Origin of the sequence: Pseudomonas sp. W2I6 (assembly GCF_030815935.1) — a bacterium.
In the GTDB taxonomy this organism is placed as follows: Bacteria; Pseudomonadota; Gammaproteobacteria; order Pseudomonadales; family Pseudomonadaceae; genus Aquipseudomonas.
Window position 1 is genome coordinate 2,030,260 of record NZ_JAUSXJ010000001.1, and the last position, 22,678, is coordinate 2,052,937.

Annotated in this window: 24 protein-coding genes and 1 pseudogene; 9 read left to right on the top strand and 16 right to left on the bottom strand. The window is 62.1% G+C overall.

Features of this window, described 5'->3' with window-relative positions:
- Positions 1–12: 12 nt before the first annotated feature.
- On the bottom strand, positions 13–276 hold the full coding sequence (locus QF039_RS09615; RefSeq protein WP_003210203.1) for a hypothetical protein: 264 nt from the start codon (positions 274–276) through the stop codon (positions 13–15).
- A 143-nt stretch (positions 277–419) separates the two neighbouring features.
- Between QF039_RS09615 and QF039_RS09620 the strand changes: the two genes are divergently transcribed.
- Positions 420–1,058, top strand: a complete 639-nt coding sequence (locus tag QF039_RS09620; RefSeq protein WP_087692442.1) for an ATPase — start codon at positions 420–422, stop codon at positions 1,056–1,058.
- A gap of 29 nt (positions 1,059–1,087) precedes the next feature.
- Positions 1,088–1,429, top strand: coding sequence for a hypothetical protein (locus tag QF039_RS09625; RefSeq protein WP_003210199.1), 342 nt, complete (start codon positions 1,088–1,090; stop codon positions 1,427–1,429).
- Between the two features lie 155 nt (positions 1,430–1,584).
- Here QF039_RS09625 and QF039_RS09630 read toward each other — a convergent pair whose 3' ends face one another.
- Together QF039_RS09630 and QF039_RS09635 are read right to left on the bottom strand one after the other, a co-directional pair.
- Positions 1,585–2,334 carry a creatininase family protein gene (locus QF039_RS09630; protein ID WP_102368837.1) on the bottom strand — a complete coding sequence of 250 codons (750 nt, stop codon included), beginning with the start codon at positions 2,332–2,334 and terminating at the stop codon, positions 1,585–1,587.
- An 86-nt stretch (positions 2,335–2,420) separates the two neighbouring features.
- Positions 2,421–3,134, bottom strand: coding sequence for a murein L,D-transpeptidase catalytic domain family protein (locus QF039_RS09635; protein WP_023658766.1), 714 nt, complete (start codon positions 3,132–3,134; stop codon positions 2,421–2,423).
- A gap of 37 nt (positions 3,135–3,171) precedes the next feature.
- Here QF039_RS09635 and QF039_RS09640 point away from each other — a divergent pair, with 37 nt between their 5' ends.
- A complete protein-coding gene (locus tag QF039_RS09640; protein ID WP_307517705.1) occupies positions 3,172–4,734 on the top strand; it encodes a murein L,D-transpeptidase in 1,563 nt (520 codons plus the stop codon).
- On the opposite strand, the gene QF039_RS09645 is transcribed toward QF039_RS09640, so the two are convergent.
- Both QF039_RS09645 and QF039_RS09650 read right to left on the bottom strand, forming a co-directional pair.
- Positions 4,731–5,231, bottom strand: a complete 501-nt coding sequence (locus QF039_RS09645; RefSeq protein ID WP_373461978.1) for an AAA family ATPase — start codon at positions 5,229–5,231, stop codon at positions 4,731–4,733. The genes QF039_RS09640 and QF039_RS09645 overlap by 4 nt on opposite strands.
- Before the next feature lie 45 nt (positions 5,232–5,276).
- Positions 5,277–6,335, bottom strand: coding sequence for an alginate lyase family protein (locus tag QF039_RS09650; RefSeq protein ID WP_307517706.1), 1,059 nt, complete (start codon positions 6,333–6,335; stop codon positions 5,277–5,279).
- A gap of 130 nt (positions 6,336–6,465) precedes the next feature.
- Between QF039_RS09650 and dapF the strand changes: the two genes are divergently transcribed.
- Entirely contained in the window at positions 6,466–7,299 is an 834-nt protein-coding gene (dapF, locus tag QF039_RS09655) for a diaminopimelate epimerase (protein ID WP_307517708.1), read from the top strand.
- Here the strand turns inward: dapF and QF039_RS09660 are convergent.
- Both QF039_RS09660 and QF039_RS09665 read right to left on the bottom strand, forming a co-directional pair.
- Positions 7,268–8,443, bottom strand: a complete 1,176-nt coding sequence (locus QF039_RS09660; protein WP_307517710.1) for a PAS domain-containing sensor histidine kinase — start codon at positions 8,441–8,443, stop codon at positions 7,268–7,270. The genes dapF and QF039_RS09660 overlap by 32 nt on opposite strands.
- Positions 8,430–9,248 carry an alpha/beta fold hydrolase gene (locus tag QF039_RS09665; protein ID WP_307517711.1) on the bottom strand — a complete coding sequence of 273 codons (819 nt, stop codon included), beginning with the start codon at positions 9,246–9,248 and terminating at the stop codon, positions 8,430–8,432. Before QF039_RS09665 ends, QF039_RS09660 begins: the two co-directional genes overlap by 14 nt.
- Positions 9,249–9,375: 127 nt before the next feature.
- Between QF039_RS09665 and QF039_RS09670 the strand changes: the two genes are divergently transcribed.
- Positions 9,376–10,581: a YgcG family protein gene (locus QF039_RS09670; RefSeq protein WP_307517713.1), complete on the top strand. Its 1,206-nt coding sequence runs from the start codon at positions 9,376–9,378 to the stop codon at positions 10,579–10,581.
- 14 nt (positions 10,582–10,595) lie between these two features.
- Here QF039_RS09670 and QF039_RS09675 read toward each other — a convergent pair whose 3' ends face one another.
- Positions 10,596–11,276 (bottom strand): class I SAM-dependent methyltransferase, encoded by a 681-nt coding sequence (locus QF039_RS09675; RefSeq protein WP_307517714.1) that lies wholly within the window; start codon positions 11,274–11,276, stop codon positions 10,596–10,598.
- A 132-nt stretch (positions 11,277–11,408) separates the two neighbouring features.
- Here QF039_RS09675 and QF039_RS09680 point away from each other — a divergent pair, with 132 nt between their 5' ends.
- Entirely contained in the window at positions 11,409–11,924 is a 516-nt protein-coding gene (locus QF039_RS09680) for a GNAT family N-acetyltransferase (protein ID WP_307517715.1), read from the top strand.
- Positions 11,925–11,927: 3 nt separating this feature from the next.
- Here the strand turns inward: QF039_RS09680 and QF039_RS09685 are convergent, their stop codons facing one another.
- Both QF039_RS09685 and QF039_RS09690 read right to left on the bottom strand, forming a co-directional pair.
- Positions 11,928–12,353, bottom strand: coding sequence for an N-acetyltransferase (locus QF039_RS09685; protein ID WP_008435362.1), 426 nt, complete (start codon positions 12,351–12,353; stop codon positions 11,928–11,930).
- A gap of 16 nt (positions 12,354–12,369) precedes the next feature.
- Complete coding sequence (locus tag QF039_RS09690; RefSeq protein WP_177019951.1) at positions 12,370–12,936, bottom strand: TetR/AcrR family transcriptional regulator; 567 nt, start codon at positions 12,934–12,936, stop codon at positions 12,370–12,372.
- Between the two features lie 101 nt (positions 12,937–13,037).
- Between QF039_RS09690 and QF039_RS09695 the strand changes: the two genes are divergently transcribed.
- The gene (locus QF039_RS09695; RefSeq protein ID WP_307517717.1) at positions 13,038–14,477 is read left to right on the top strand and encodes an amidase; all 1,440 of its coding nucleotides are present in this window, start codon (positions 13,038–13,040) and stop codon (positions 14,475–14,477) included.
- 165 nt (positions 14,478–14,642) lie between these two features.
- On the opposite strand, the gene QF039_RS09700 is transcribed toward QF039_RS09695, so the two are convergent.
- Together QF039_RS09700 and QF039_RS09705 are read right to left on the bottom strand one after the other, a co-directional pair.
- Positions 14,643–15,134, bottom strand: a complete 492-nt coding sequence (locus QF039_RS09700) for a GNAT family N-acetyltransferase (RefSeq protein WP_177039883.1) — start codon at positions 15,132–15,134, stop codon at positions 14,643–14,645.
- A gap of 221 nt (positions 15,135–15,355) precedes the next feature.
- Positions 15,356–16,771, bottom strand: coding sequence for a cytosine permease (locus QF039_RS09705; protein WP_003210161.1), 1,416 nt, complete (start codon positions 16,769–16,771; stop codon positions 15,356–15,358).
- 251 nt (positions 16,772–17,022) lie between these two features.
- Between QF039_RS09705 and QF039_RS09710 the strand changes: the two genes are divergently transcribed.
- Positions 17,023–17,934 (top strand): LysR substrate-binding domain-containing protein, encoded by a 912-nt coding sequence (locus QF039_RS09710; protein ID WP_003210159.1) that lies wholly within the window; start codon positions 17,023–17,025, stop codon positions 17,932–17,934.
- A gap of 118 nt (positions 17,935–18,052) precedes the next feature.
- On the opposite strand, the gene argE is transcribed toward QF039_RS09710, so the two are convergent.
- The 4 genes and pseudogenes from argE to QF039_RS09730 all read right to left on the bottom strand — a co-directional run bounded on the left by argE (position 18,053) and on the right by QF039_RS09730 (position 21,656).
- Positions 18,053–19,198, bottom strand: coding sequence for an acetylornithine deacetylase (gene argE / locus QF039_RS09715; RefSeq protein WP_177019955.1), 1,146 nt, complete (start codon positions 19,196–19,198; stop codon positions 18,053–18,055).
- Positions 19,195–19,872: a DUF1028 domain-containing protein gene (locus QF039_RS09720; RefSeq protein ID WP_087692430.1), complete on the bottom strand. Its 678-nt coding sequence runs from the start codon at positions 19,870–19,872 to the stop codon at positions 19,195–19,197. Before QF039_RS09720 ends, argE begins: the two co-directional genes overlap by 4 nt.
- Positions 19,873–19,888: 16 nt before the next feature.
- The gene (locus QF039_RS09725) at positions 19,889–20,299 is read right to left on the bottom strand and encodes a RidA family protein (RefSeq protein ID WP_003207327.1); all 411 of its coding nucleotides are present in this window, start codon (positions 20,297–20,299) and stop codon (positions 19,889–19,891) included.
- Positions 20,300–20,323: 24 nt separating this feature from the next.
- A pseudogene (locus QF039_RS09730) lies at positions 20,324–21,656 on the bottom strand (flavin-containing monooxygenase).
- A gap of 153 nt (positions 21,657–21,809) precedes the next feature.
- On the opposite strand from QF039_RS09730, the gene QF039_RS09735 reads away from it, so the two are divergent.
- Positions 21,810–22,649, top strand: a complete 840-nt coding sequence (locus tag QF039_RS09735; protein ID WP_177022031.1) for a helix-turn-helix transcriptional regulator — start codon at positions 21,810–21,812, stop codon at positions 22,647–22,649.
- Positions 22,650–22,678: the final 29 nt, after the last annotated feature.

Here is a 22,678-nt window from a genome sequence, read left to right on the forward strand (position 1 = left end):
TGAGGCGCGGTGCTATTCGGCTTTGAGCAGCACCAGCCAGGTTTGCACCACCCGGCGGTCAAGGTCTTCCCAGTCGGCCATGCCCAGTACCCGGGTGGTGTTCAAGCCGCGCAAGTAGCCACGCAGTTGCTGGGCAATCGCGTAGATCACTTCCGGTTCGGCGGCGTTGTCCAGCAGCACTTCCTCATAGTCGACCAGGTAATCGGCAACCCGCTCGCGAAACTCCGGAAGCACAGCTTCACGGATGCGATCGAAGGTTTTCTGGTGGGGCTTCATAGGCGTTCCTTATCATTTTGTGTGAGGCGGCCTGCACGACACTATTGCTCTAGATAATAGTCACCATCAAGTATTGCGAGTTCTGTTTTTCTGAAAAAGGAGGACAATTGCCATCATTGAACATGATGTGCAAGGACCCTGCGATGAGGACTTTTACCGGTTTGGCCCTGGTGGCGCTGCTGATGAGCACAATGGTTGGCTCTGCGTCGGCCGGGGGGCTTCAAGCCAGCCACCTGGCGCCAATCGTCGCCAGCCCGGTCGGGTTGCAGCATTCGCAATCGGTCGGCGTGCTCTACAGCGACAACACCCTCGACAACCTTGAGTACCTGGCGCGCTACCACGCCATGGCGGTCAATGGTGCCAAGGGCCAGCTGGACGAGCAGATTCGCCAGGCCTTCGTCGACAGTTCCGACCCGGACCTGGCGATTGACTGGCTGATGGCGTCGTTGCGGCACACCTTTGCCTCGGTCACCCGTTACGACAACCTTGATGCGCTGTTGCAGGCGCACCCGGATGTGGTGGTGATGCTCGATACCTACAACCAATTGCTGACCCAGCGTAACGACCTGGTGGAAGCGCGATTTGTTGCCAAGTTCTATGACCTTGACCTGCAATACATCGCCAAAGCCGAGGGTTCGATGCAAATGCACTTGCCTAATGTGTGGGTACATGACAAAACGGCGCCCCAGATCGCTGCACAGATTGGGCAGCAGCGCGACGTTCAGTTGAACGCATTAAAGCAGTTCGATGCCTCGCTCAAGGCGTTGGTCGCTGCCGGTTAGCCCACTTCGTTTATTTTTCAGGAATTTTTATGCGCGTGTTGTTAGTGCCAGCGATGGCTTCTGCTTCTTTATTGATGACGGGCTGTGCATCCGCCCCCAATGCCCCAACCCTTACCCTGCAAACCGCCAAGGACCCTGAAGCCTACGTGCAGTGCGTGGTGCCCAAGTTCGAGAAAAACGGCATGACCTCCACGGTCACGCAGAATTCGCGGCATGCCCGGATCGTGGTGAGCAGCAAGATCGCCGCGGACAACATCCTCGAAGTCTACAAGTCCCAGGACGGCGGCAAGGTGTTCCTGTACGAGCGCAAGCCGTTGGCATCGACGTTCAAGCCGTCGCGGTTCGAGCATGCGGCGCAGGATTGCCTGTAATCGACGAGCGAGGATCTGATGTGGGAGCTGTCGAGCTTTAGCGAGGCTGCGATGGCATCGCTGCGGTATGACAGTGACACCGAGGTGATCCCATCGCAGCCTCGCTTAAGCTCGACAGCTCCCACAGTTGATCTTCATTGTCTTGAGCGAATGATTCAGCTCGGCTTTGGCTCGCTGCTGAACGTATCGACCGCTTTCACCAACCCCTTGGCCGCCAACGCCACCAACTCACCGCCTTTTTGCGGGGTGGCCAGCGCCGGGTCTGAACCCATGCGCCCATCCGGGAATCGCGCGCGGAAGTCGCGGGCTTCGCGGATCGGGCCGGTGTTGGCGATTTGCGGCGAGTAGTCAGCCGACTTGATCGCGTCCGGGTAGGCCCATTGGGTCACGGCAATCTCCGACGGCGTGGCATGGCTGCCATGGCCCACCGGGAACTGCTGGTGCGCCAGCTCGTTCACGCCTTCCAGGTCCCACCAGTTGCACAGTTTCAGCGCATAACCCGACGGGCGCCCGCTGAAGCTGGCTTCGGCATACAGCTCGGAGAACGCCGCTTCGATCGAGGCAATATTGCCGCCGTGGCCATTGAGAAACAGGATCTTCTCGAAACCATGGCCTGCCAACGAGCGTACCCAATCACCAATCGCCGCGATAAAGGTCGAAGGGCGCAGGGAAATGGTGCCCGGGAAGCCCAGGTGATGCTGGGCCATGCCGATATTGAAGGTCGGGCCGATCAGGATGTCGGCGTTCTTCTGCGCTTCATGGGCAATGATTTCCGGGCACATCCAGTCGGTGCCCAACAGGCCGGTGGGGCCGTGTTGTTCGTTGGAGCCGATGGGAATCACGATGCTGCGGCTGCGTTCCAGAAACTGGCCAATCTCGATCCAGGTGGATTGATGTAAAAGCATCTCAGGTTCTCTCTCTCATCAAGCCCAGGAACACGGTGGAGTTCCTGGTGGCGTGAGCCGCATGGTGCACGGCAACAGCGAGAGCATCAACCGCCTTTGACAGTACCGGCACTCGCCATCTGGCGCGGCTTGCAGTTGAGGTAAGCCGAGGACTTCAGCCAGCGCTGGTCGGGGTACCAGGAAAACATGAACTGGCCGTCCTTGAGTTTGTCCACCACCTGGCGCGCTACCTGCGGGCGTACGGCGGGGCAGCCCTGGCTGCGGCCGATACGGCCTTCGCGCTTGCTCCACAACGGGCTTACATAGTCGGCGGCATGGATCACGATGGCGCGGTCCCGTGCACGGTCATTGAAACCCGGCTCCAGGCCGTCCATGCGCAGCGAGTAGCCGTGGGCGCCTTCGTAGCTCTCCTGGGTGCGGAACAAGCCAATGCTGGACTGGTAACTGCCTTCACGGTTGGAGAACTGGGTGGCGAAGTTTTCCCCGGATTTTTGTCCGTGGGCCACCAAATCCCGCAGCACTAATGTCTTCTTGCGCAGGTCGAAGATCCATAGGCGACGAGCGGTCGAAGGTTGGGAATAGTCGATCACCGCCAGCCGGTCGGACTGTTCGATGCCATTGCCCACCGCGCATTGCATGGCGCTCAAGGCTCTTTTCAGTACATCGGGGTTGAGTTCTGGAGCGGCGTGGGCGAGGCTGCTATACAGAGTAAGAGGTTTACCCGTGTCTGCGAGCGCAACGGTGCTCAGCGAGGCAAAGGTCGAGATGATCAGGCCGAGTCGGCAGCAAAAGGTCAGCATGTATAAAGCATCTCCGCCGTGGATGGGAGCTAAGCGATTGTTCAAAAAACACGCATGTTACTTGAGCATTTGCCTGCTCGTTGCACCGCTGGTCGCGACAGCCGAAGACCTGTTGGTGGTGTCGCCGGCCCCGGTGCAATTGGCGCTCTCGCAATTGTCGACCGTTTGCCCAGGCCCGGCCGGGCAGGTCGATGCGCCTTCCCTGGCGCGTTTGCAGGCGTTTTATCAGCAGCAGGGCGACGTGGTGCTGTGGTCCGAGGGGGATCGCCGCGCCGCATTGCAAGCCCAACTGCAGTTGCTGGCCGACGATGGCCTGGACCCGATTCACTATAGACTGCCCCCGGCGGATGCCACGGGGAACGTGCTGTGCATCGATATCGGTACCAGCCAGCAGTACCTGCAAGCCCTGCAGGACCTGCATTTCGGCCGCTTGCAGCAGTCGCGCTTCGAGCCCGTCTGGCATTCGCAACCGGCCCCGGACCCCGACACCCAATTGCTGGACATGGCCGAGGCCGGCATGCAGAACGTCGCCCAAGCCTTCGACCAGGCCCGCCCGAGCGCGCCGCTATACCTTGGCCTGCGCAGTGCCTACGCCGCCTTGCGCCAGCAACCGTTGCAGCATTGGGAAGCCGTGGCCAGCGGCCCGTTGCTGCGCCCGGGCATGGACGATTCGCGGGTGCCGCAACTGGCGCGGCGAATGGTCAATGGCGGCTACCTGAGCGCCACCTCCGCGGGGACGCAATACCGTGGCGAGTTGGTCAACGCGGTCAAGACCTTCCAGCAGAGCCATTCCCTGCAAGCCGACGGCGTGATCGGCCCCGGCACGGTCACCGAGCTGAACATCAGCCCGGCGATTCGCCGCGAACAATTGCGCATCAACCTTGAACGGTTTCGCTGGCTGTCCCGGGACCTGGAACCCGAGGGCGTGCTGGTGAACGTGGCCGCGGCGCAACTGAGCTTCTACCAGGGCGGCGTGCCCGTGTGGCAAACCCGCCTGCAAGTCGGCCGCGCCGACCGCCAGACGCCGCTGCTGAAGTCGCGCATCACCCGGCTGACCCTGAACCCCACCTGGACCATCCCGCCCACCATCATGCGCGAGGACAAGCTGCCGGCGATCCGCCTGAACCCCGAATACCTGCGCCAGCAGAACCTGCAAGTGCTCGACAGCCAGGGCAACCCGCTGGCACCGGAACAGGTCGACTGGTCGCACCCCGGCAACATCCTGCTGCGCCAGGGCGCCGGCCCGCGCAACCCGCTGGGCCGGATCGTGTTGCGCTTTCCCAACCCGTATTCGGTGTACCTGCACGACACACCGAGCCAACCGCTGTTCTCCAAGGGCCCGCGGGCTTTCAGTTCGGGGTGTGTGAGGGTTGAGCAGCCACTGCTGCTGCGGGACTTGCTGGTGAGCCCGGCGGAGAAGATCCGCACCGAAGAATTGCTGGCGACGGAAACCACCCACGAGTTCCGGCTCGCGACGCCGGTACCGGTGCTGCTGGGGTATTGGACGGTGCAGGTCGATGGCAAGGGCGCGTTGCTCTACGCGCCGGACATTTACGGGCGCGACCCGGTGTTGATGAAAGCGATGGAGAGTGCGCTCTAGGCGCTTAGCTGAGCGTTGATCATCGTCAGCGCCTCATGGGGAGGCAAGCGCGCCGTATCGACGGTCAATGGCGACTCGGCCCATGGCTCATATTCATGGGCCAGGACGGACTGCCAGGTGGGCGGCGTGAGCCCCGGAATATCGCTGGTGCGTGATTCCACGCGACGTTGGTGTTCGTGTGGGTCGGAGCACACCACCTGGATATTCACCAGCGGCGTATCGGCGCTTAGCGCGGTGTCGCTCCACGCCTGACGACTTTCAGCCGCCGGGTTAACGCAATCGACGACAACCGTGCGGCCCAGCAACAGGTTGCTCAACGCCAGCGCATTGGCCACCTGGTAACCGCTGCTGCCCACACCTTGCTCCAGGACCCCTGCATCGCGGATGGCCTGCTCGATGGTGTCGATGCGCAGATACACGGCGCCGGATTGGCCGGCAAGGGCCTTGGCAATTGTGGTCTTCCCGGTGCCGGGCAGGCCGCTGAACACAATAAGCATGGTCGATCCTTCGAAGGGGTGAGTCGGCTCAGTCTACCGGGCGACTCACTTCAAATAACAGGCGCCGATCCAGTCCGAAGGCTTGGGCGCGAGTTGTTCGGCCACTGGCACATACCGGGCGTCCAACTGCGCCGCCAGCCAGTACAGCGTATTGCTGCTTTTCGGGTTCCATTCGCCGCTGTAGCCAGGCTCACCTACGCGGGCCCGGTCCCGGTCGAACTGCACGTGGGTATGCACGAACTCTTCGTGGCTGCGCTGGCCTTTGGCATACGGCGCCAGCCAGTCCAGTGCTTCGCTCAGCGAGCCACCGTGGGGCGCGGTGACGTCCAGCCAGTTGCCGCCAATGCCGTAGGGCTTGGCCGCCAGCGCGGCCTGTACCAGCGGCTCCAGGTCGTAGACCACATAGTGCAGGGCGTCACGGTCCTGGAAGTCGCTCACCGAGCCGTCGGGCAGTACGTTGTCGTTGATCTGTTGCCGGAACAGCTGGAAGGCCTGTTCGAGCATCTCGCGGTCGCCCAGTGCGGCGGCGGCCACCGTGACCAGTTTTACGCGGTGGCTCTGCCAGTTATTGGTGTTGGTGGCTTTCTTTTCGCCGTGGAACTGCTTGATGCGCTCGATATAGCCATTGCCCAGGTGGGTCAGCAGCGCGCGGGTGGCGTCGCGGGTCTGGGGGCGAAGGTCGCTGGCGGTGAGGGCGTAGGCGCTGATCAGCATGTCGAGGTTGGTTTCGTCGATCGGGTTGAAGTCCGGCTGGTAGGTGCTGGCCCACGCGCTCAGGTAGTCATCCACTTGCTTGAGGTAGCGCGTGTCACGGCTCAGGCGCCAGGCCAGGGCCGCTTGGCGCATGACTGGCCAATCCTTCTCGGCGGCGATGCTTTGCTCGCGGATGCCGTGGTTCGGCAGGGTACCTTCGGTGTGCAGATGGGGCAGGGCGTCGGGCTGGTCGCCGAGGTGGCGCTGGGCGGCAGCCAGCAGTGATTTGGAGGTCGGATTCGAAGTGGCGGGCTGGCAGGCACTCAGCACCTGGGGCGCGGCAAAGGCGGCGTTGGCGAACGCGGCGAGCAGCGCGGCGAGGGCCACGGTGTGCAGAGGGCGTTGGAGCATGCTGTTCCTCAGGGATGGATTGACCCGATCGGGGCGCAGCCACGCTACCATGCCCGTGATGGAAATTTGATGAAATACCCGCCAGCCCTCTATCCTAGCCCGCCAAGCCCGGTCGAGAACAGGACGCCCCATGACTTTGCAGTTCGTGAAGATGCACGCCCACGGTGATGATTTCATCGTGATCGACCGGCGCGGCCAGGATGACCCGATCACCGCTGAAATCGCCCGCCGCCTGGGTGACCGTCATCGCGGCATCGGCTTCAATCAATTGGCCGTGGTGCTCGACTGCACTGACGCGGCTGCCCGCATCAAATTCTGGAACCCCAACGGCACCCCGCTCGACACCTGCGGCAGCGCCACCCGCGGGGTTGCAGACATGCTGATGCGCGAAGCCGGCACTGCCACCCTCGTGCTGCGAACCAACCGGGGACTGCTGACCTGCGTGCGCGAATCGGCGCAGCGGGTGTCGGTGGACATGGGGCGGCCGTCAGTGGGCTGGGAAGCTATTCCGCTGGCGCAAGCGATGGACACCGAACGCTTGCCGCTGGAGGGTGACCCGGCGGCGTGCAGCATGGGCAACCCGCACTGCACCTTCTTTGTCGATGACCTGGCGACGGTCGATATTGCGACGGTTGGCCCGTCGCTGGAAACCCACCCGTTGTTCCCCAACAAGACCAATGTGCATTTCGTGCAGGTACTCGACCGGGGTCATATCCGCCTGCGCATCTGGGAACGGGGCGGCGGTATCCCGCAGGGCTCGGGTTCGTGCTGTTGTGGCGCGGTGGTCAACGGGATTCGTCGTGGGCTGCTGGATGATACCGTCGACGTGCAATGCGATGGCGGTACCGTGACGGTGCATTGGGATGGGCGTGGCGGCGTGGTGTTGACGGGGTCAGTCCAAACCGTTGTTCACGGCACTGTGGCGGCCGCGCTCATGGGTGGCGCAATGGAAAGTGCACACTGAAGGTAGTGCCCCGGTCCGGGCTTGAGCTCACCGAAACACCTCCATCATGGGCCTTGGCGATTTCCCGCACGATAAACAGCCCCAGGCCAACGCTACGCACCTCACTGTCTTGCTCCGTGCCTCGGGTCATGGGCTCAAACAAGCCAGCCATCAACGCTTCGGGAATGGCCGGGCCGTGGTTATGCACTGAGAGCCGGCTCTCTTGCGCGTCCTGGTGCGAGGTGACGGTAATCGGCTGTTGCAGTTCGCCGTACGCCACGCTGTTGGCCACCAGGTTGCCGATGATTTGTTGTATACGGTCGGCATCCAGGAACGTGCGGGCGCTGCCAGTGGCGTGATGTTCGAGGGTCACCGTGGGGAACGCCACCCGCAACTCGTCGAGACTGTCACGGGTGACGGCGTGCAGGTCGAGTGCTACGGGATTGATGCTGATGCCCTGGCCGACTCTGGCCTGGGTGAAGTCCAGCAAGTCGGCGATCATCCGCTGCGCCCGTTCGGTGGACAGACCGATATGCCCCAGGAGTTGGCGCTCCTTGGGGCTGCGCTCGCCACGGGCGAGGAACTCCGAGGCCATCTTGATCGCGGTAAGCGGGTTCTTCAGGTCATGGCTGACAATCGCGACCATCTGCTCGGCAAACAGCGCCCGGCGCTGGGCGATTTCATAGGCGCTGCTCAGTTCGGCCTGGGCCTGATGCAGCGCGACTTCAGCGGCGGTCTTTTCCTGCAGCAAGGCTTCAGCCAGTTTGCGGGCGTTGAGCAGTTCGCGCTCGTACTTGTCGCGGTCGGTGGTGCCGAAAAGGGCCAGTTCGTTGTAGGCAATACCGGCATGTTCGTGCCTGACGCCGTTGAGCAATACCGTGACGGTGCGCCGGTCACGGTGCAGCAGGTCGAGTTTCACTTCGGCGATGGAGCCTTGCATTTTCATCAGCGGCGCCAAGTGCGTCTGATGGAAGATCCGCCCGCCCATCGTCAGCAGGTCCTGGAATCGTCGTTCTTTCAACTCATCGACGCTGAAGCCGGTCCAGTCGCTGAAGCACTGGTTGGCCTGCACGATGGTGCCGTCTTCCCGGGTGACTACCAAGGCGCAGGGCGCACCGTCGAACAAACGTTGAGAGTCCGGCAACGACAGGTTATCGGCTGGCATCGGCACCCACCCATGGCAACAGGAAACTGTCCATGGCCGCTGAACAGGCGCCGGGTGCGCTCATGTGCGGGCAATGCCCCACGTTATCGACCAGGCAGTACGTGCTGGCGGGCAACGCGGCATGCAGGTACTCACCGACGCACACCGGTGCGATCAAGTCGTCGGTGGATTGCAGAATCAGGGTGGGGGTCATCAGGCCTGCGATGTCCTGGCGGTTGTCCGACAGGAAGGTCACCCGTGCGAAGCGCTTGGCGATGTCCGGCTCGGTGCGGCAGAAACTGTTGGTCAGTTCTTCGCCGAGGGCCGGTTGCCCGGGTGCGCCCATGATTACCGGGGCCATGGTGCTGGACCAGCCGAGGTAATTGCTGTCGAGGGTATCGAGCAACGAATGGATATCGTCGAGGGTGAACCCGCCCGTGTAGTCACCGGAATCGATATAGCAGGGCGAAGGACCGATCATCACATGGGCGGCGATTGTTCCGGGCGCCTGGCGATCGGCCAGGGCGCCGACCATCGCGCTGACGGAGTGCCCCACCAGCACCACCGGGCCCACGGCGTATTCATCAACAATCTCGCCCAAGTCATGGGCGTAGCCGGCGAGTGAGCTGTATTTTTCGCTGTCGTACGCGCCCAGGTCGGACTGGCCAGCCCCCACCAGGTCATACAGCACCACACGGAAACGCCCGGTGAAATGAGGAAACAGATAATTCCACATGGTTTGATCACACCCGAAGCCATGGGAGAAAACCAGGGTCGAGGGACCGCTGCCATACACCCTGACGTTGTTGCGCTGCTGAAGGTCCATGGCGTTCTCGTGTAGGGCGTGTGTGGGGGTGGCGTAAGTCTAGATAGTCGGTGGCGTCGGGTCACCTGTTTATAGCGTCGATAGGGTAAAGTCGGCCGATTCAGGATGAAACTTCAGGTAACAAAACATGATGGTGTTCCTACGGCAATGTGTCTTGGGCTTGCTACTGATCGTTTCCGGCTCGCAGGTGTGGGCCGATACCGTTCCCCCGGCGCCGGTCACGGTTGCGCTGGACCAGCGCGTGATCGACCTGACCCAAACCCTCGACGCTGCCACTCAATCGCGTATGACCACGCAACTCGCCGGTCTGGAACAACGCAAGGGCGCACAGGTGGCGGTGATGCTGCTGCCGAGCACCCAGGGCGTTGGCATCGAGGACTTCGCCAACCAACTGTTCCGTACCTGGAAACTGGGGCGCAAGGACGTCAACGACGGCATCCTGCTGCTGGTGGCGAAAGACGATCGCAAGGTTCGGATCGAAGTCGGTTACGGCCTGGAGGGCGTGGTCACCGACCTGCTGGCCCACCGCATCATCGAGGAACACATCACCCCGGCGTTTCGCCAGGGCGATTACGCAGGCGGCGTGCAGCAAGCGGTGGACGACCTGACACTGTTGGTGGACGGGGGCAATTTGCCCGAGGTGGCCAAGGCCGGTTTCCCGCCTGAAGCGTATGCGGTACTCCTGGCATTCATGTTTGGCGGGGTGGTCGGGGTATTGATGGGCGCCGAAAAACTCCCTTGGCGCCGGGCCCTGATGGCGGTGGTCGTTGTCACCGTGGTGCTGGTCGCGGTTGCGGGCGGCAAGGACTGGCCGGTCTATTTGCTGTTGCTGCCCCTGTGCATGCTGATCGGTGGCGCTACTTTCGGCGCGTTGTGGCAGGCGAGGGCGGCGTTTTACACCGTGCTGGTGCTGTTGGGCTACATCGCCGGCGTGCTGCTGACCGATAACTTCGTGCGCGAGATATCCCTTATTCACTGGCTGGCTTATCCATTCGCAGGGTTGCTGGTCCTGGGCCTGTATCTGGGCCTGTTCCTGGTGATGAAGAGCATGTGGCAAGAGAGCCAGGTGGGCTTTGTCGTGCGGCTGGTGGCGGTGCTGGCGGTGTACGGGATCGTCGGGGCATTGATTGACAAGGGCGCCACGGGATGGCTGCTGGCGTTTCCTTTCGCTTCGTTCGCGGCGCTGTTCATCTTTGCCCACGGTATCAGCGGCGGGTCGGGGTCGGGGTCTGGTGGGGGCTCCAGCTCCTCCGGTTCGAGTTCCAGTTCCAGCAGCAGCTCATCGGGTGGTGGTGGTTCCAGTGGTGGGGGTGGGGCGTCGGGGAGTTGGTAAGCCTCCCCCGGAAGCTAGGCGGGCTTGTACGCAACCCAGCCCTTGAAGCTGAAGCCCGCGTAGAACAGTTCCACACCTTCGAAGCCTGCCTCCCGTAGCAGCGCTTCATCGTCGTTGGGTGACAGCACCGGCAAGTGGCTGCTGATGGCGGTAATCGCCCGCTGCGCATCTTCAGCCGGCACGCCGGAATCCACGGCATAGGCCGCATAACGCTTCAGCCAGCGCGCTTTTTCCTCTGGCGACGACTGCGGGAAGCTGTGATGCGCCGCAATCAAAGGCGCGCCCGGCAACAAGCGCCGCCACAGTTCTTTCAAGGTTTGCAGACGCTCTTCGGCCGGGATGAAGTGCAAGGTCAGCAAGGACGTGGCGGCATCGAACGGCCCCTCGGGCGCGGTATCGATATAGCCTTCATGCAACTGCACCCGGGCCATCAGCTGACCCAAGGTGGCCTCGGCCAGCTTCAGCATCTCGGCAGACGGGTCCACCCCCACAAACTGCCACTCGGGCTGGCTGTCGGCAAACTTCTTCAACTCCAGGCCGCCGCCTGCACCGAGTACCAATACCTTGCCGGTGGCCGGGACGCTTTCGCGCAGCAACAGGGTGGTCATGCGCTGCAGGGACTCGAAACCCGGCACCAGCCTCACCGGGCCTTCGGCGTAGCGGGCGACAGCGTCGGGATCTGAAAACCAGGTCATTGCTGGCTCCTGTTGGCGGGGGAAGCGACAACCCTACTGGGGCAAATTCAGGCTGGCAATTGAAGAGATGTGCAGTTGTGTTAAAACGTTGCCTTTGCTGATTTTGAGAGTACCCCTCGAATGCTTCCCGACATGCTTATCCGCGATGCACGGCCTGAAGACGCGTTATGCGTTGGTGTGCTGGGCATGCAGGTTTTTCTCGATACTTACGCCACCGAAGGCATTCGCGACTCAATCGCCGCCGAGGCGCTGCAAGCGTTTTCGCCCCAGACGATTTCCGCGCTGATCGTCCAGCCGGCTACGGCCATCATCGTCGCTGAAGCCAACGGGCATCTGGTGGGGTTTGCCCAGGTGGCGATGGACACCGGCCATGCGCTGATCTCAACCCCGAAACCGGCGGAGTTGCAGCGGCTCTACATCCAGGAACGGTTTACCGGGCTCGGACTCGGCTACCGTTTGCTGCAAGCGGCTGAACAGCGCGCAGGGCAGGGTGGCGCTTCTTTGTTGTGGGCGACGGTGTGGGTCGGCAACGAGCGGGCGCTGGGTTTTTACCCGCGTCGTGGTTATGAGCTATTGGGGGCGCCTACGTATACGTTCCAGAATGAAACCCATGAAAATCGGTTGTTTGGCAAAAGGCTTGGCGTCTAGCCGTCAGAGCGTTTTGCTGAGGAAAACCCGGCTGCTGCCTTGCGGGTCGCAGGGTATTTCACCAAAACGTACCCACCCATTCTTCTCGTAAAATTCCGGGGCCTGGAAACTGATGGTGTACAGCACCGCCGAGCGGCACCCTCGGTGACGGGCTTCGTCTTCGAACGCCTTCAGCAGCGATGTACCCAGGCCTGAACCACGCAGCGCATCGGGCAAATGGAACAGGTCGAGGAACGCCATCCCGAGGCTGGTTTTGCCGGTGATGCCGCCGAGGGTTTCACCGGTGTCGGGATCCTTGATCAGCACCGTCAACGGACGTCGGTCATTGGAGCCGGTGATGTGTTCGTTGAAGGCGGCGAGTCCCTTGCCGAGAAGCTGCTCGGCTTCGGCGTCTGGTTGGTCACCTATCTCAATCAAATGCTGTTTCATCAGGTTCTGCTCCCTGTCAAAGCCGTTCCCGCACCATCCGCATCAGCCGTTCACCCACCTGATCCACGCCTTTGTTTTGCGCAACCACCTGGGCACCTTCCATCAACAACGTCAGCTCTTCAGCCAGCTCCCCGGGCTTGCTCGCCTTGAGCTGCGTGCACAGCAGCTTCACCCGCTCAAACTGGCGTTTTTTATGCGCCTGGATCAGCGCTCGCGCAGGGTGATCGGCCTCCGGAATTTCCGCGAGGGTGTTGGTAAACGGGCAACCGCGATAGCCCGCCCGTTCCAGGTCGTCGACGATAAAAACCGCCAAGCCCAGCAGTTGTTCCCTGGGGGAGTCGGGGTGTTGCTGCGCCAGGCCATCCAGCACATCGCTGTAGCTTTCCGTCAGGCGCTCCAGCCACTCCAGCACCAGCGCATCCTTATTCTCGAAATGCCGGTACACGGTCATCTTGGTCGAGGCGGCCAGTGCCGCAATGGCATCCACGCTGACACGGGTGATGCCCTGTTCGACAAACAGCGTTTGCGCCGCATCGACGATCCGCTCGCGGGGCGGCAGTTGAGGTGTCCGTTGCGCACGCATGCACATTCTCCACTTGACAGCGATACCATGGAGTATCGCATGATACTTATCGGTATCGTCCGATACCGAATAGTATTCATCATACCCGTTTGGAGGGTTTCATGTACCTGTCTGAATATGCCGATCAGGATGCTACCGGCCTGGCACGCCTGATCCACACCCACGCTGTCAGTGTCGACGAGGTGCGCGCGGTGGCCCTGCAAGCCATCTTAGCCGTCAACCCGCAGATCAACGCCCTGGTGGAAGCCTGGGACGATGAACCGGTTGCGGCCCAAGGCCCGTTCCATGGCGTGCCGCTGCTGCTCAAAGACCTGGGCGTCAGCGCCGCAGGCCGCCGCAATGAACTCGGCAGCGCGCTCGCGCAGGGCTGCACCGCCGATGCCGACTCGGAACTGATGACCCGCCTGCGCCGCGCCGGCCTCATGCCGTTGGGCCGCACCACCACCCCCGAATTCGCCGCCAGCACCACCACCGAAAGCCGCTTTTCAGGCCCCACCCGCAACCCGTGGGACGTGCAGCGCAGCGCCGGTGGTTCCAGCGGCGGCTCGGCAGCGGCGGTGGCGGCGGGGTTGGTACCGGTGGCGCATGCGACCGATGGCGGCGGCTCAATCCGCGTACCCGCGTCCATGTGCGGCCTGTTCGGGCTCAAGCCGAGCCGTGGTCGCGTGCCCATGGGGCCGGACGTCGACGAAGTCTGGAGTGGTTTGGCAGTGCACGGGGTATTGACCCGCTCGGTACGCGACAGCGCTGGCATGCTCGACGCGATCCATGGCGGCGCGCCTGGAGATCCGTTTCACATAGCACCGCCAGAAAGCAGCTTTTCGGCCCTTGCCCAACGGGCGCCTGGTTCGTTGCGCATTGCCCTCCAGCACCTGCCTTTAAACGGGCAGAAGCTGCATCCGGCGGTGGAACAGGCGCTGTTCAATACCGCCAGGCAACTGGAAGCGTTGGGTCATCAGGTTGAAGAAATCCAGCCGGACATTGGCGTGAGTTGGGAGGCGTTTGTCGAACTCAATGCGCGTTTCTGGTCGTCGAACACGGCAGCCTGGATAGACGCAGTTGCCGGCGCTACGGGTCGTTCGATCAGCGCTGAATACCTGGAACCGGCGACACTGGCGTTGTATCGCCTGGGCAAGTCACTGCAAGCGACAGACCTGTTGGGGGCCCTGTGGGAACGCAACATCGTCGCGCGCCACATGGGTGGCCTGTTCCAGCGATATGACGTGCTGCTGTCGCCCACACTGCCCGGGCTGGCGCCGATGATCGGCGACTACAACCAGGGCCAGGCGCAACTGGACGGGCGAGGGTGGATGAATCGAGTGTTTGCGCATTCGCCGTTTACCGCGCTGGCCAACGTCATTGGCGCGCCGGCGATGTCGGTGCCGCTGGGTCATGATTCCCGGAGCGGGCTGCCGATCGGCATGCAGTTCATGGGCGCGTTTGGCCAGGAGGGCATGTTGCTTGGCCTGGCGACGCAGCTGGAACGGGCAACGCCTTGGGCTGCACGTCGCCCGCACGTGTGGGCCGGGGGAAACCTGTAACCCAAGGCAAATGCTTTCCCTGTGGCGAGGGAGCTTGCTCCCGTTGGGCTGTACAGCAGCCCCAAAACCAGTCACCAGGTCTCTGAAAAACCGCGTCCACTGAATCAGGGGCGCTTCGCACCCCAACGGGAGCAAGCTCCCTCGCCACAGGGTGGAGTGCGATGGCTAGATATCCATCACCATCTCATGCCACGCCATCCCGCCGTGGTCCGACGCCGACGGCTGCACATAGCGATAGCCCATGCGCTTATACAGCTCCACATGGCGGTCCTTGCACATCAGGTGAATGGTCTTCTTGCCCATCGCCTGCATGCGCTGCACGAACTCCGTCATCAAGCGCGTGGAGTAGCCCTTGCCTTGCTGGGCGGGATCCACCACCACCGACATGATCACCACATTCGGCGCATCGGCTGAATGCCCGACCAACTCCTTGAAGGCCTCATCCGACATCACCACTTCATCGGCGCAACCGCAGTTGATGAAACCGACCACAACGCCATCCGCCTCCAGGATCAGAAAGCCTTGCGGGTACAGCGCGATGCGCGTGGCGATCTTTTCCAGGGTCGCGGCTTCGTCGCCTTCGTAGGCGGTGATTTCGATTTCGTAGCAACGGTTGGCGTCGGCGGGGTTGGCGTTACGGAAGGTGAGGGCGGGCATTGGGTTACCGGAGAAGTTGAACGACGGCCCCCATGATAAAGAAAGAACACCCCGACAGCACCGCCGAACACAAAAACCACTCACACCACCGCCCCCCTGTGGGAGCCGTCGAGCTTTAGCGAGGCCGCGATGGCGGCCTTCCTGGAACCATCAATATTCGCCAAGCCGGATAACTGGAAAACCCGCAAATGCGGGTTTTCTCGTAACTGGGCCAGGCTCTATTAAACCCCACCCACCAACTTCCCCCCCTCCAACCGACGCTTATAAGCACTGTCCCGACTCGCCAACCAGAAATACAACGGCGACGTCACCACCAACCCCACCAACCAGGACAAATCCGCCCCGTTGATATGCGCCGAAATCGGCCCGACATACAGCGGCGTATTCATAAACGGAATCTGCACCACAATCCCCACCGCATAGGCCACCAGCGCCTGAGGGTTGTACCGCCCGTAGATCCCTCCATCCACGCGAAAGATCGAACCGATGTCGTACTTGCCCTTATGGATCGCATAGAAGTCGATCAGGTTGATCGCCGTCCACGGCACCAGTACCACCAGCAGCACCAGCACCATGTCCACGAAGTGCCCGATAAAATCCTTTGACGCAAACACCGCCGCAATCGAGCACGCCGCCAGCACCAGCACCGAGATCACTGCACGCGCCTTGGCGGTCGGGATCCAGCGGTAGGCAAAGGTCTGTACCAGGGTGATCAACGACAGCACCGCGCCGTACAGGTTAAGTGCGTTATGGCTGATCACGCTGAGCAGGAACAGCAACAGCATCAGCGGGCCAATGGAGCCGGTCGCCAGTTTGACCGCGTCCATGGTGTCCATGCCCACCGGCGTAGCCAGTACCGCAACCGCACCAAAGATGAACGACAGGCTGGAACCGAGCACGGTTCCCAGATAGGTGGTCCAGAAGGTCGACGCCACCGGCACATCCGCCGGCAGGTAGCGCGAATAGTCAGAAACATACGGCGCAAACGCGATCTGCCACAGCGCGGCCAGCGACACGGTGGCCAGCCAGCCGGAGATGTTGAAGTTGCCGCGTGTCAGGAAGTCGGCCGTCTGCACATGGGTGAAGATGTAGCCGAAACCCAGCACGATGCCCGCGCCCAGCACCCAGGTGCCGATGCGGTTGAGGACGTGGATGAAGCGGTAGCCGATGATGCCGATGATCCCCGAGCCGATGGCGCCGATGACGATGCCCACGGGCACCGGGATCGCATCGACCACGCCGTGCAGGGATTTGCCCGCCAGTACGATGTTGGAGGCGAAGAAGCCGATGTACATCACGCCGGCGATCACCACCACCAGCAGCGCACCGAGGGAGCCGAATTGGGCGCGGCTCTGGATCATTTGCGGGATGCCCATCTGCGGGCCCTGGGCCGAGTGCAGCGCCATCAGCACGCCGCCGACGAGGTGGCCGACGAGGATGGCGATGATGCCCCACACCAGGTTCAGGCCGAACAGTTGCACGGCCAGCGCGCCGGTGACGATGGGCAACGGCGCAATGTTGCCGCCGAACCACAGGGTGAACAGGTCTCTTACCTTTCCGTGGCGATCTTCCGGGGGCACGTATCCAATCGTGTGTTTTTCGATAAGCGGGGCGGAGGATGTTGCAGTGGTAACCATGACGAGCTCCAAGGCAAGGTGAGTACGTTGACGTACTTCGCTGGGCGGCGCGTGTGCGTCGCTTTTGTTGTTGGAGTGATCATGTGCAATGGTCACAGGGAGGTAAATTAGTAAGTTTGTTGCTATAGACCTTAAAAATAATATCTCGCGGGGTTTTTTGCTCCGGTATGTTGCATGCACTTGAATCAGTGTGAAAAAGCCGATTTTCACGCACTTGTTTGGGGCGAAATCCCACGTTTATGGAGGTCCCGATGGCTGCCTATAACCTGCGCCAGCTCAGATATTTTGTAACCACGGCCGAGTGCGGCAGCGTGGCAGAGGCCTCGCGCAAGCTCTATATCGCGCAACCGTCGGTGTCGACGGCCATCAAGCAGTTGGAAGACAGCTTCGGTGTGCAGCTGTTTATCCGCCATCACGCCCAAGGGGTGTCGCTGACGCCAAGCGGTGCGCGGTTCTATCGTAAAGCCCTGGAGCTGCTGCGGGTGGCCCATGAGTTTGAGCAGAACGCCCTGGCAGACAATGACGTGGTGGCGGGGCAGATCGATATCGGTTGCTTCGAAACCGTGGCACCGCTGTATTTGCCGCGGTTGATTGCCGGTTTCCGGGAGCGTTGGCCGGGGGTGGAAATCCGTCTGCGCGATGGCGAACAACAGGAACTGGTGCAGGCGCTGACGGCCGGCAGTATCGATGTGGCGATGCTGTTTGAGCATGACCTGGGCAGCGCCATCGAGACCACGCCGCTGATGCCGCCGCAGCAACCCTATGCGTTGCTGCCGGCGGATCATCGGTTTGCGCAGCAGGCCAAGGTGTCGTTGGCGGACTTGGTGCTGGAACCGATGATTTTGCTGGATGTGCTGCCGAGCCGGACGTACTTCGTGAGCATCTTTGAAGAGCGTGGGCTGACGCCGAATATTGTCTTCAGTTCGCCGTCGATCGAGATGGTGCGCGGGATGGTGGGGCGCGGGTTCGGGTTTTCGATCCTGGTGACCAAGCCGTTTTCGCCGTATTCCTATGACGGGCAGAAGCTGGTGTGCGTGCCGTTGGCGGAGACGGTGACGGGGTCGGGGTTGTCGGCGGTGTGGTTGCGGCGGGCGCCGTTGACCAAGCCGGTGCAGTTGTTTGTGGAGTATTGCCGGGAAGAGCTGGCGCGGTTGTTAGGTTAGACACAGAACTAAAAATGTGGGAGCGGGCTTGCTCGCGAAAGCGGTGGATCAGTCAATACATCGGGTGACTGTCACACCGCATTCGCGAGCAAGCCCGCTCCCACATTTGGCCCGCGTTTCAGGCGCGAATCGAGTCGAGCATGCGCAACAACATGGCATCGCAAGCCTTCAGTTGCGCAACACTCACAAACTCATCCGGCTTATGCCCCTGGTCCATGCTCCCAGGCCCGCACACCACCGTCGGAATGCCCGCCGCATCAAACAACCCACCCTCGGTCCCGAACGCCACGGTGCCAAATTCCCGCGAGTCGCAAAACGCCGCAATCAGCTCCGCCGCCTGGCTGCGCTGGTCGGTGGCCAGCCCCGGGTACGCCGACAACTCACTGAAGCGAATCGCACTCTGCCGGCTCACCGCCTGCATCCGCGGCAACACCTGCTGCATCGCATAGGCTTGCAGCTCCTCGGCCACTTCACCCGGGTCCATCGAGGGCAGGGCGCGCACTTCAAAGTCAAAACGGCAATCGGCAGGCACGATATTCAACGCCTTGCCCCCGGAGATCACCCCGGTTTGCACGGTGCTGAACGGCGGGTCAAAGCGCTCGTCCTGATGCACCTTGAGGCGCTGGCCGATTCGCCCCAGCTCACCAATCAACTCGGCCGCATACTCGATCGCATTCACGCCCTGGGGCGCATACGCCGAATGGCAGGCCTCGCCATGCACTTCACAGCGCATGGCGAGCTTGCCTTTATGGCCCAGCACCGGCTTCAACTCGGTGGGCTCGCCGATAATGCACAGCAGCGGTTTCACCGGCCATTGTTCCAGCACCTTGAGCAACGAACGCACCCCAAGGCAGCCGACTTCCTCGTCGTAGGACAGGGCGATGTGCACCGGCATGCGCAAGTCTGCGCTTGCCAAGGCCGGCACCAGCGCCAGTACACAGGCGATGTAGCCCTTCATGTCCGCCGTGCCCCGGCCAAACAGCTTGCCGTCGCGTTCGGTCAACTCAAACGGCGGCAACGTCCACGGCTGGCCATCCACCGGCACCACATCGGTGTGCCCCGACAGCACAATCCCGGGCACATTCGCCGGGCCGAGGGTGGCGAACAGATTGGCCTTGCTGCGCTCATCGTTGTAGATCAACTCGCAAGGCACGCCGAACCCTGCCAGGTAATCGCGCACGAACTCGATCAGCTTCAGGTTGGATTCGCGGCTGGTGGTATCAAACCCCACCAGCGCCTGCAGCAGTTCGCGGCTGGTGCTCATCGGTCGTCTCCGGCCACGCCGTAGCCCGGGGAGCGGTCCGGGGCGAGGGCGCGGTCGATGTAGTCCTGCACCTGTGGACGGTAGGCGTCCCAGAGCTTTTGCAGCTCGGCGATCGGCTGCTCGTCGGCCCAATCCACCCGCAGGTTGATGATCGGCCAGGTCAGCTCGCCCACCACCACCAGCGCGGCGGAATGCACCGGCCCGGCTTCGCCCCCGGCGGCAATGGCTGCATGCATCGCGGCCAGCAGGCGGTCTGCCAGTTGGCCTTCGCCTTGCTCGAAGGCCTTGACCATCGCCTCGATCACCGCGCGGTCGGCGAGCATATTGCCGGCGGCCACGCACTGTTCGCCCGACACCGCATTGTGGGTGCCAAGGGTTTCGTTGCCGCTGAAATGCACCGTGCGCCCGACGTGATCAATCGCCGTCAGTTGCCGATATTGGCTGTAGCCGTTGCGGGTCAGGGCCTTGTCTACGGCATCGGCAGGGGCAAGACCTTGCTCCAATAGATCGAGTACGTCCGGGCCGAGGGCGGGCAGGGTGATGTTCTGGGTCGAGACCGCACCCACGCCGGGCCGCAGCCATGGGCAGCGGGCGCCCACGGCGATGCTCGATGAGCTGATGGCAATGCCCATCTGGCCGGTTTCCGCGCAGCGGGCGACGATTGAAAAGGTCATGTCGTGCCTCCTTGGATTACTCGGGGATGACTGCAATCACGTCGATTTCCATCAGCCACTGTGGCTGGCCCAGGGCCGAAACCACCAACCCGGTGGAGATCGGGAACACGCCCTTGAGCCACTTGCCGACTTCCTGGTACACCGGCTCGCGGTAGCGCGGGTCGATCAGGTAGGTGGTGGTCTTGACGATGTGGCTCAGGTCGCTGCCGGCCTCTTCCAGCAGTTGCTTGACGTTTTTCATTGCCTGTTCGGCTTGCGCGCGCGGGTCGCCAAGGCCGATCAGGTTGCCGTCGAAATCGGTGCCCACCTGGCCCCGTACATACACCGTGTTGCCGGCGCGTACGGCCTGGCACAGGTCATTGTCCAGGCTCTGGTTAGGGTAGGTTTCCTTGGTGTTGAACATGCGGATGCGAGTGTGAGTAGGCATCAAAAAAACTCCAGAAAAAAGTGATCAGGCGCTGACAGGTGAGGTGTGAACAACCGGTGTGGGTTCGCGGTACTCAAGGTATTGGCGCTGGATGGCGATATGGTCGGCCACGTACTTGGCGTCATGCCACACACCCCAGATAAACGACGAGCCCCGGCGCGACTGCCATGGCAAACCGAGGAAGTAGATGCCCGACTCGCTGGCCACGCCGCGCTGGTGCTGCGGCTTGCCGGCGGCGTCAAATGCATCGACCTTCAGCCAGCTGTAATCCACGGCAAAGCCGGTGGCCCAGATGATTGAAGTGATACCGGCCTTGGCCAGGTCCAGTTCCAGGATCGGGTGCTTGATGCACTCGGCATCGGGAAATACGCGACGCGCTTCGGGCTCTGGCGGCAGGTCGAGGCCGTTGCGCTCGATATAGGCATCCGCCGCATCCAGCAGGGGCCAGGTAGTTCTCATCGCCGCGGGCCAGGTTTTCCACCAGGTTGGGCTGGAAGCTCGCAACGCTGCCGTTGAAGGATTGGGTCAGGCCGACCAGGGTCATGCCTTGCTGGGCCAGCTCGCGGAAGTCGATGGTCTTGCCGCCGTGGGCGCCGCTCACCGCAATGGTCACGTGCTCGCGGCCGGGTTTCATCGCGGCCTGGTCCCACTCACCCAACACGCCCAGCCACCAGCAGAAATCGCGGTTGCGATAGGCACGCGGTGGGCGGTCGTGAGCACCCACCGACAGGTACACCTGGCGCCCGGAGCGTTGCAGTTCGTCGGCGATCTGCACCCCGGAGGAACCCGCCCCCACCACCAGCACCGCGCCGGCCGGCAGTTGCGCGGGGTTGCGGTAGTCGGCGGAGTGGATCTGGTGCAGCGCGCTGTCTTGAGGGGCAATCGCCGGAATCACCGGCTTCTGGAACGGCCCGGTGGCCGCCACCACGCGGTTGGCTTCGATCACGCCTTCGCTGGTGTGGATGGTGAAGCCTGGGCGACCGACATTGCGCACCACCGAGGTCACGTCGACGCCGGTACGAATCGGTGCATTGAACTTGCGTGCATAGGCTTCGAAGTAGTCTGCCACACGCTCTTTCGGCGCAAAGCCATCGGGGGCGACGTTATCGAAGGCCAGGCCCGGAAAACGGTCATGCCAGGCCGGGCCGTTGGCGACCAGCGAGTCCCAGCGGCCGGTGCGCCAGCGCTCGGCGATACGGCTGCGCTCCAGCACCAGGTGCGGCACGCCTTGCTTGCTCAGGTGCTCGCTCATGGCGACGCCAGCCTGACCGGCTCCCACCACCAGCGTGTCTGTTTTTGTTATTGCTTGAGTCATGTGTCTGTCCTTGCGTAATGCAGTTGGATTCAGCTTGGGCATGGCTTCAAGGCTAGGGGGAGGGCGGTTTTTAATAAAATATTATTAAGCTGGGAAGTGAGCATAAATATCGGATGCAGGCTCACCCTATCGGGTGATTTCGAGGATGGAGCGGGTGTGCAACCATCCTTGCAGTTCTTTCAGCGAGTGTTTGAAGTGGAAAACGACCGGCTTTCTTCTGCGCAATGGTTCGAACAGATGGCCCGGGTGACCGATAGCATCGGGCAATCGGGGTTCGCCGCGACCTTGTTCGAGGCTCTCGGTTATCTCCAGCCGATCCAGGCCACCACGCTGTATTTCTACCCGCGCGGTGGCATGCCCAGTGCGCTGTTCGAGCTGGACGGGCCATGGTTGCCACAAGGCAATGTGCGCCAGTACCTGTCGGGGTTTTATCTGCTCGACCCGTTTTACGGGGCCTGTGTGGAGGGCGTCAGCTCCGGGTGTTACGAGCTGGCCGAGGTCGCCCCCGATCACTTCGAGCTCAGCGAATACTTCCAGTCGTTTTACCGCCACTCCCATCTGGAGGATGAGCTGAACTACATCCTGCAGTCGAGCAACGGCTCGAGCCTGGCGGTGTCGCTGGCCTTTACGCAAAAGCTCGACGCCACCATCACCGGCCAATTCAAACGCATCGCGCCGTGGGTGCTGGCGGTGCTGGGCAAGCATTTCGTTGGCCTGGATGCCCAGGGGGCGCGATTCGAAAACCTGCTGGAGCAGCGCATTCACTCGGCGCTGAACAACTTCGGCTCGTCGATATTGACCGAGCGGGAATGCCGGATCGCCCAACTGATCCTGCGCGGGCATTCCACCCGTTCGCTGGCCGAACGCCTCGATGTCTCGGAAGACACCATCAAGTCCCACCGCAAGCACATCTACACCAAGCTCGATATCGGCGCGCAATCGGAACTGTTTGCCCTGTTTATCGATTCGCTGGCCGAAGCCCAGGGCGTCCTGAGCAAAGACCCCCTTGAAAGCTACATGAGCAAGCACCGCTGAGCGGCGTTGCTCGCCCTTGCGTCACTACT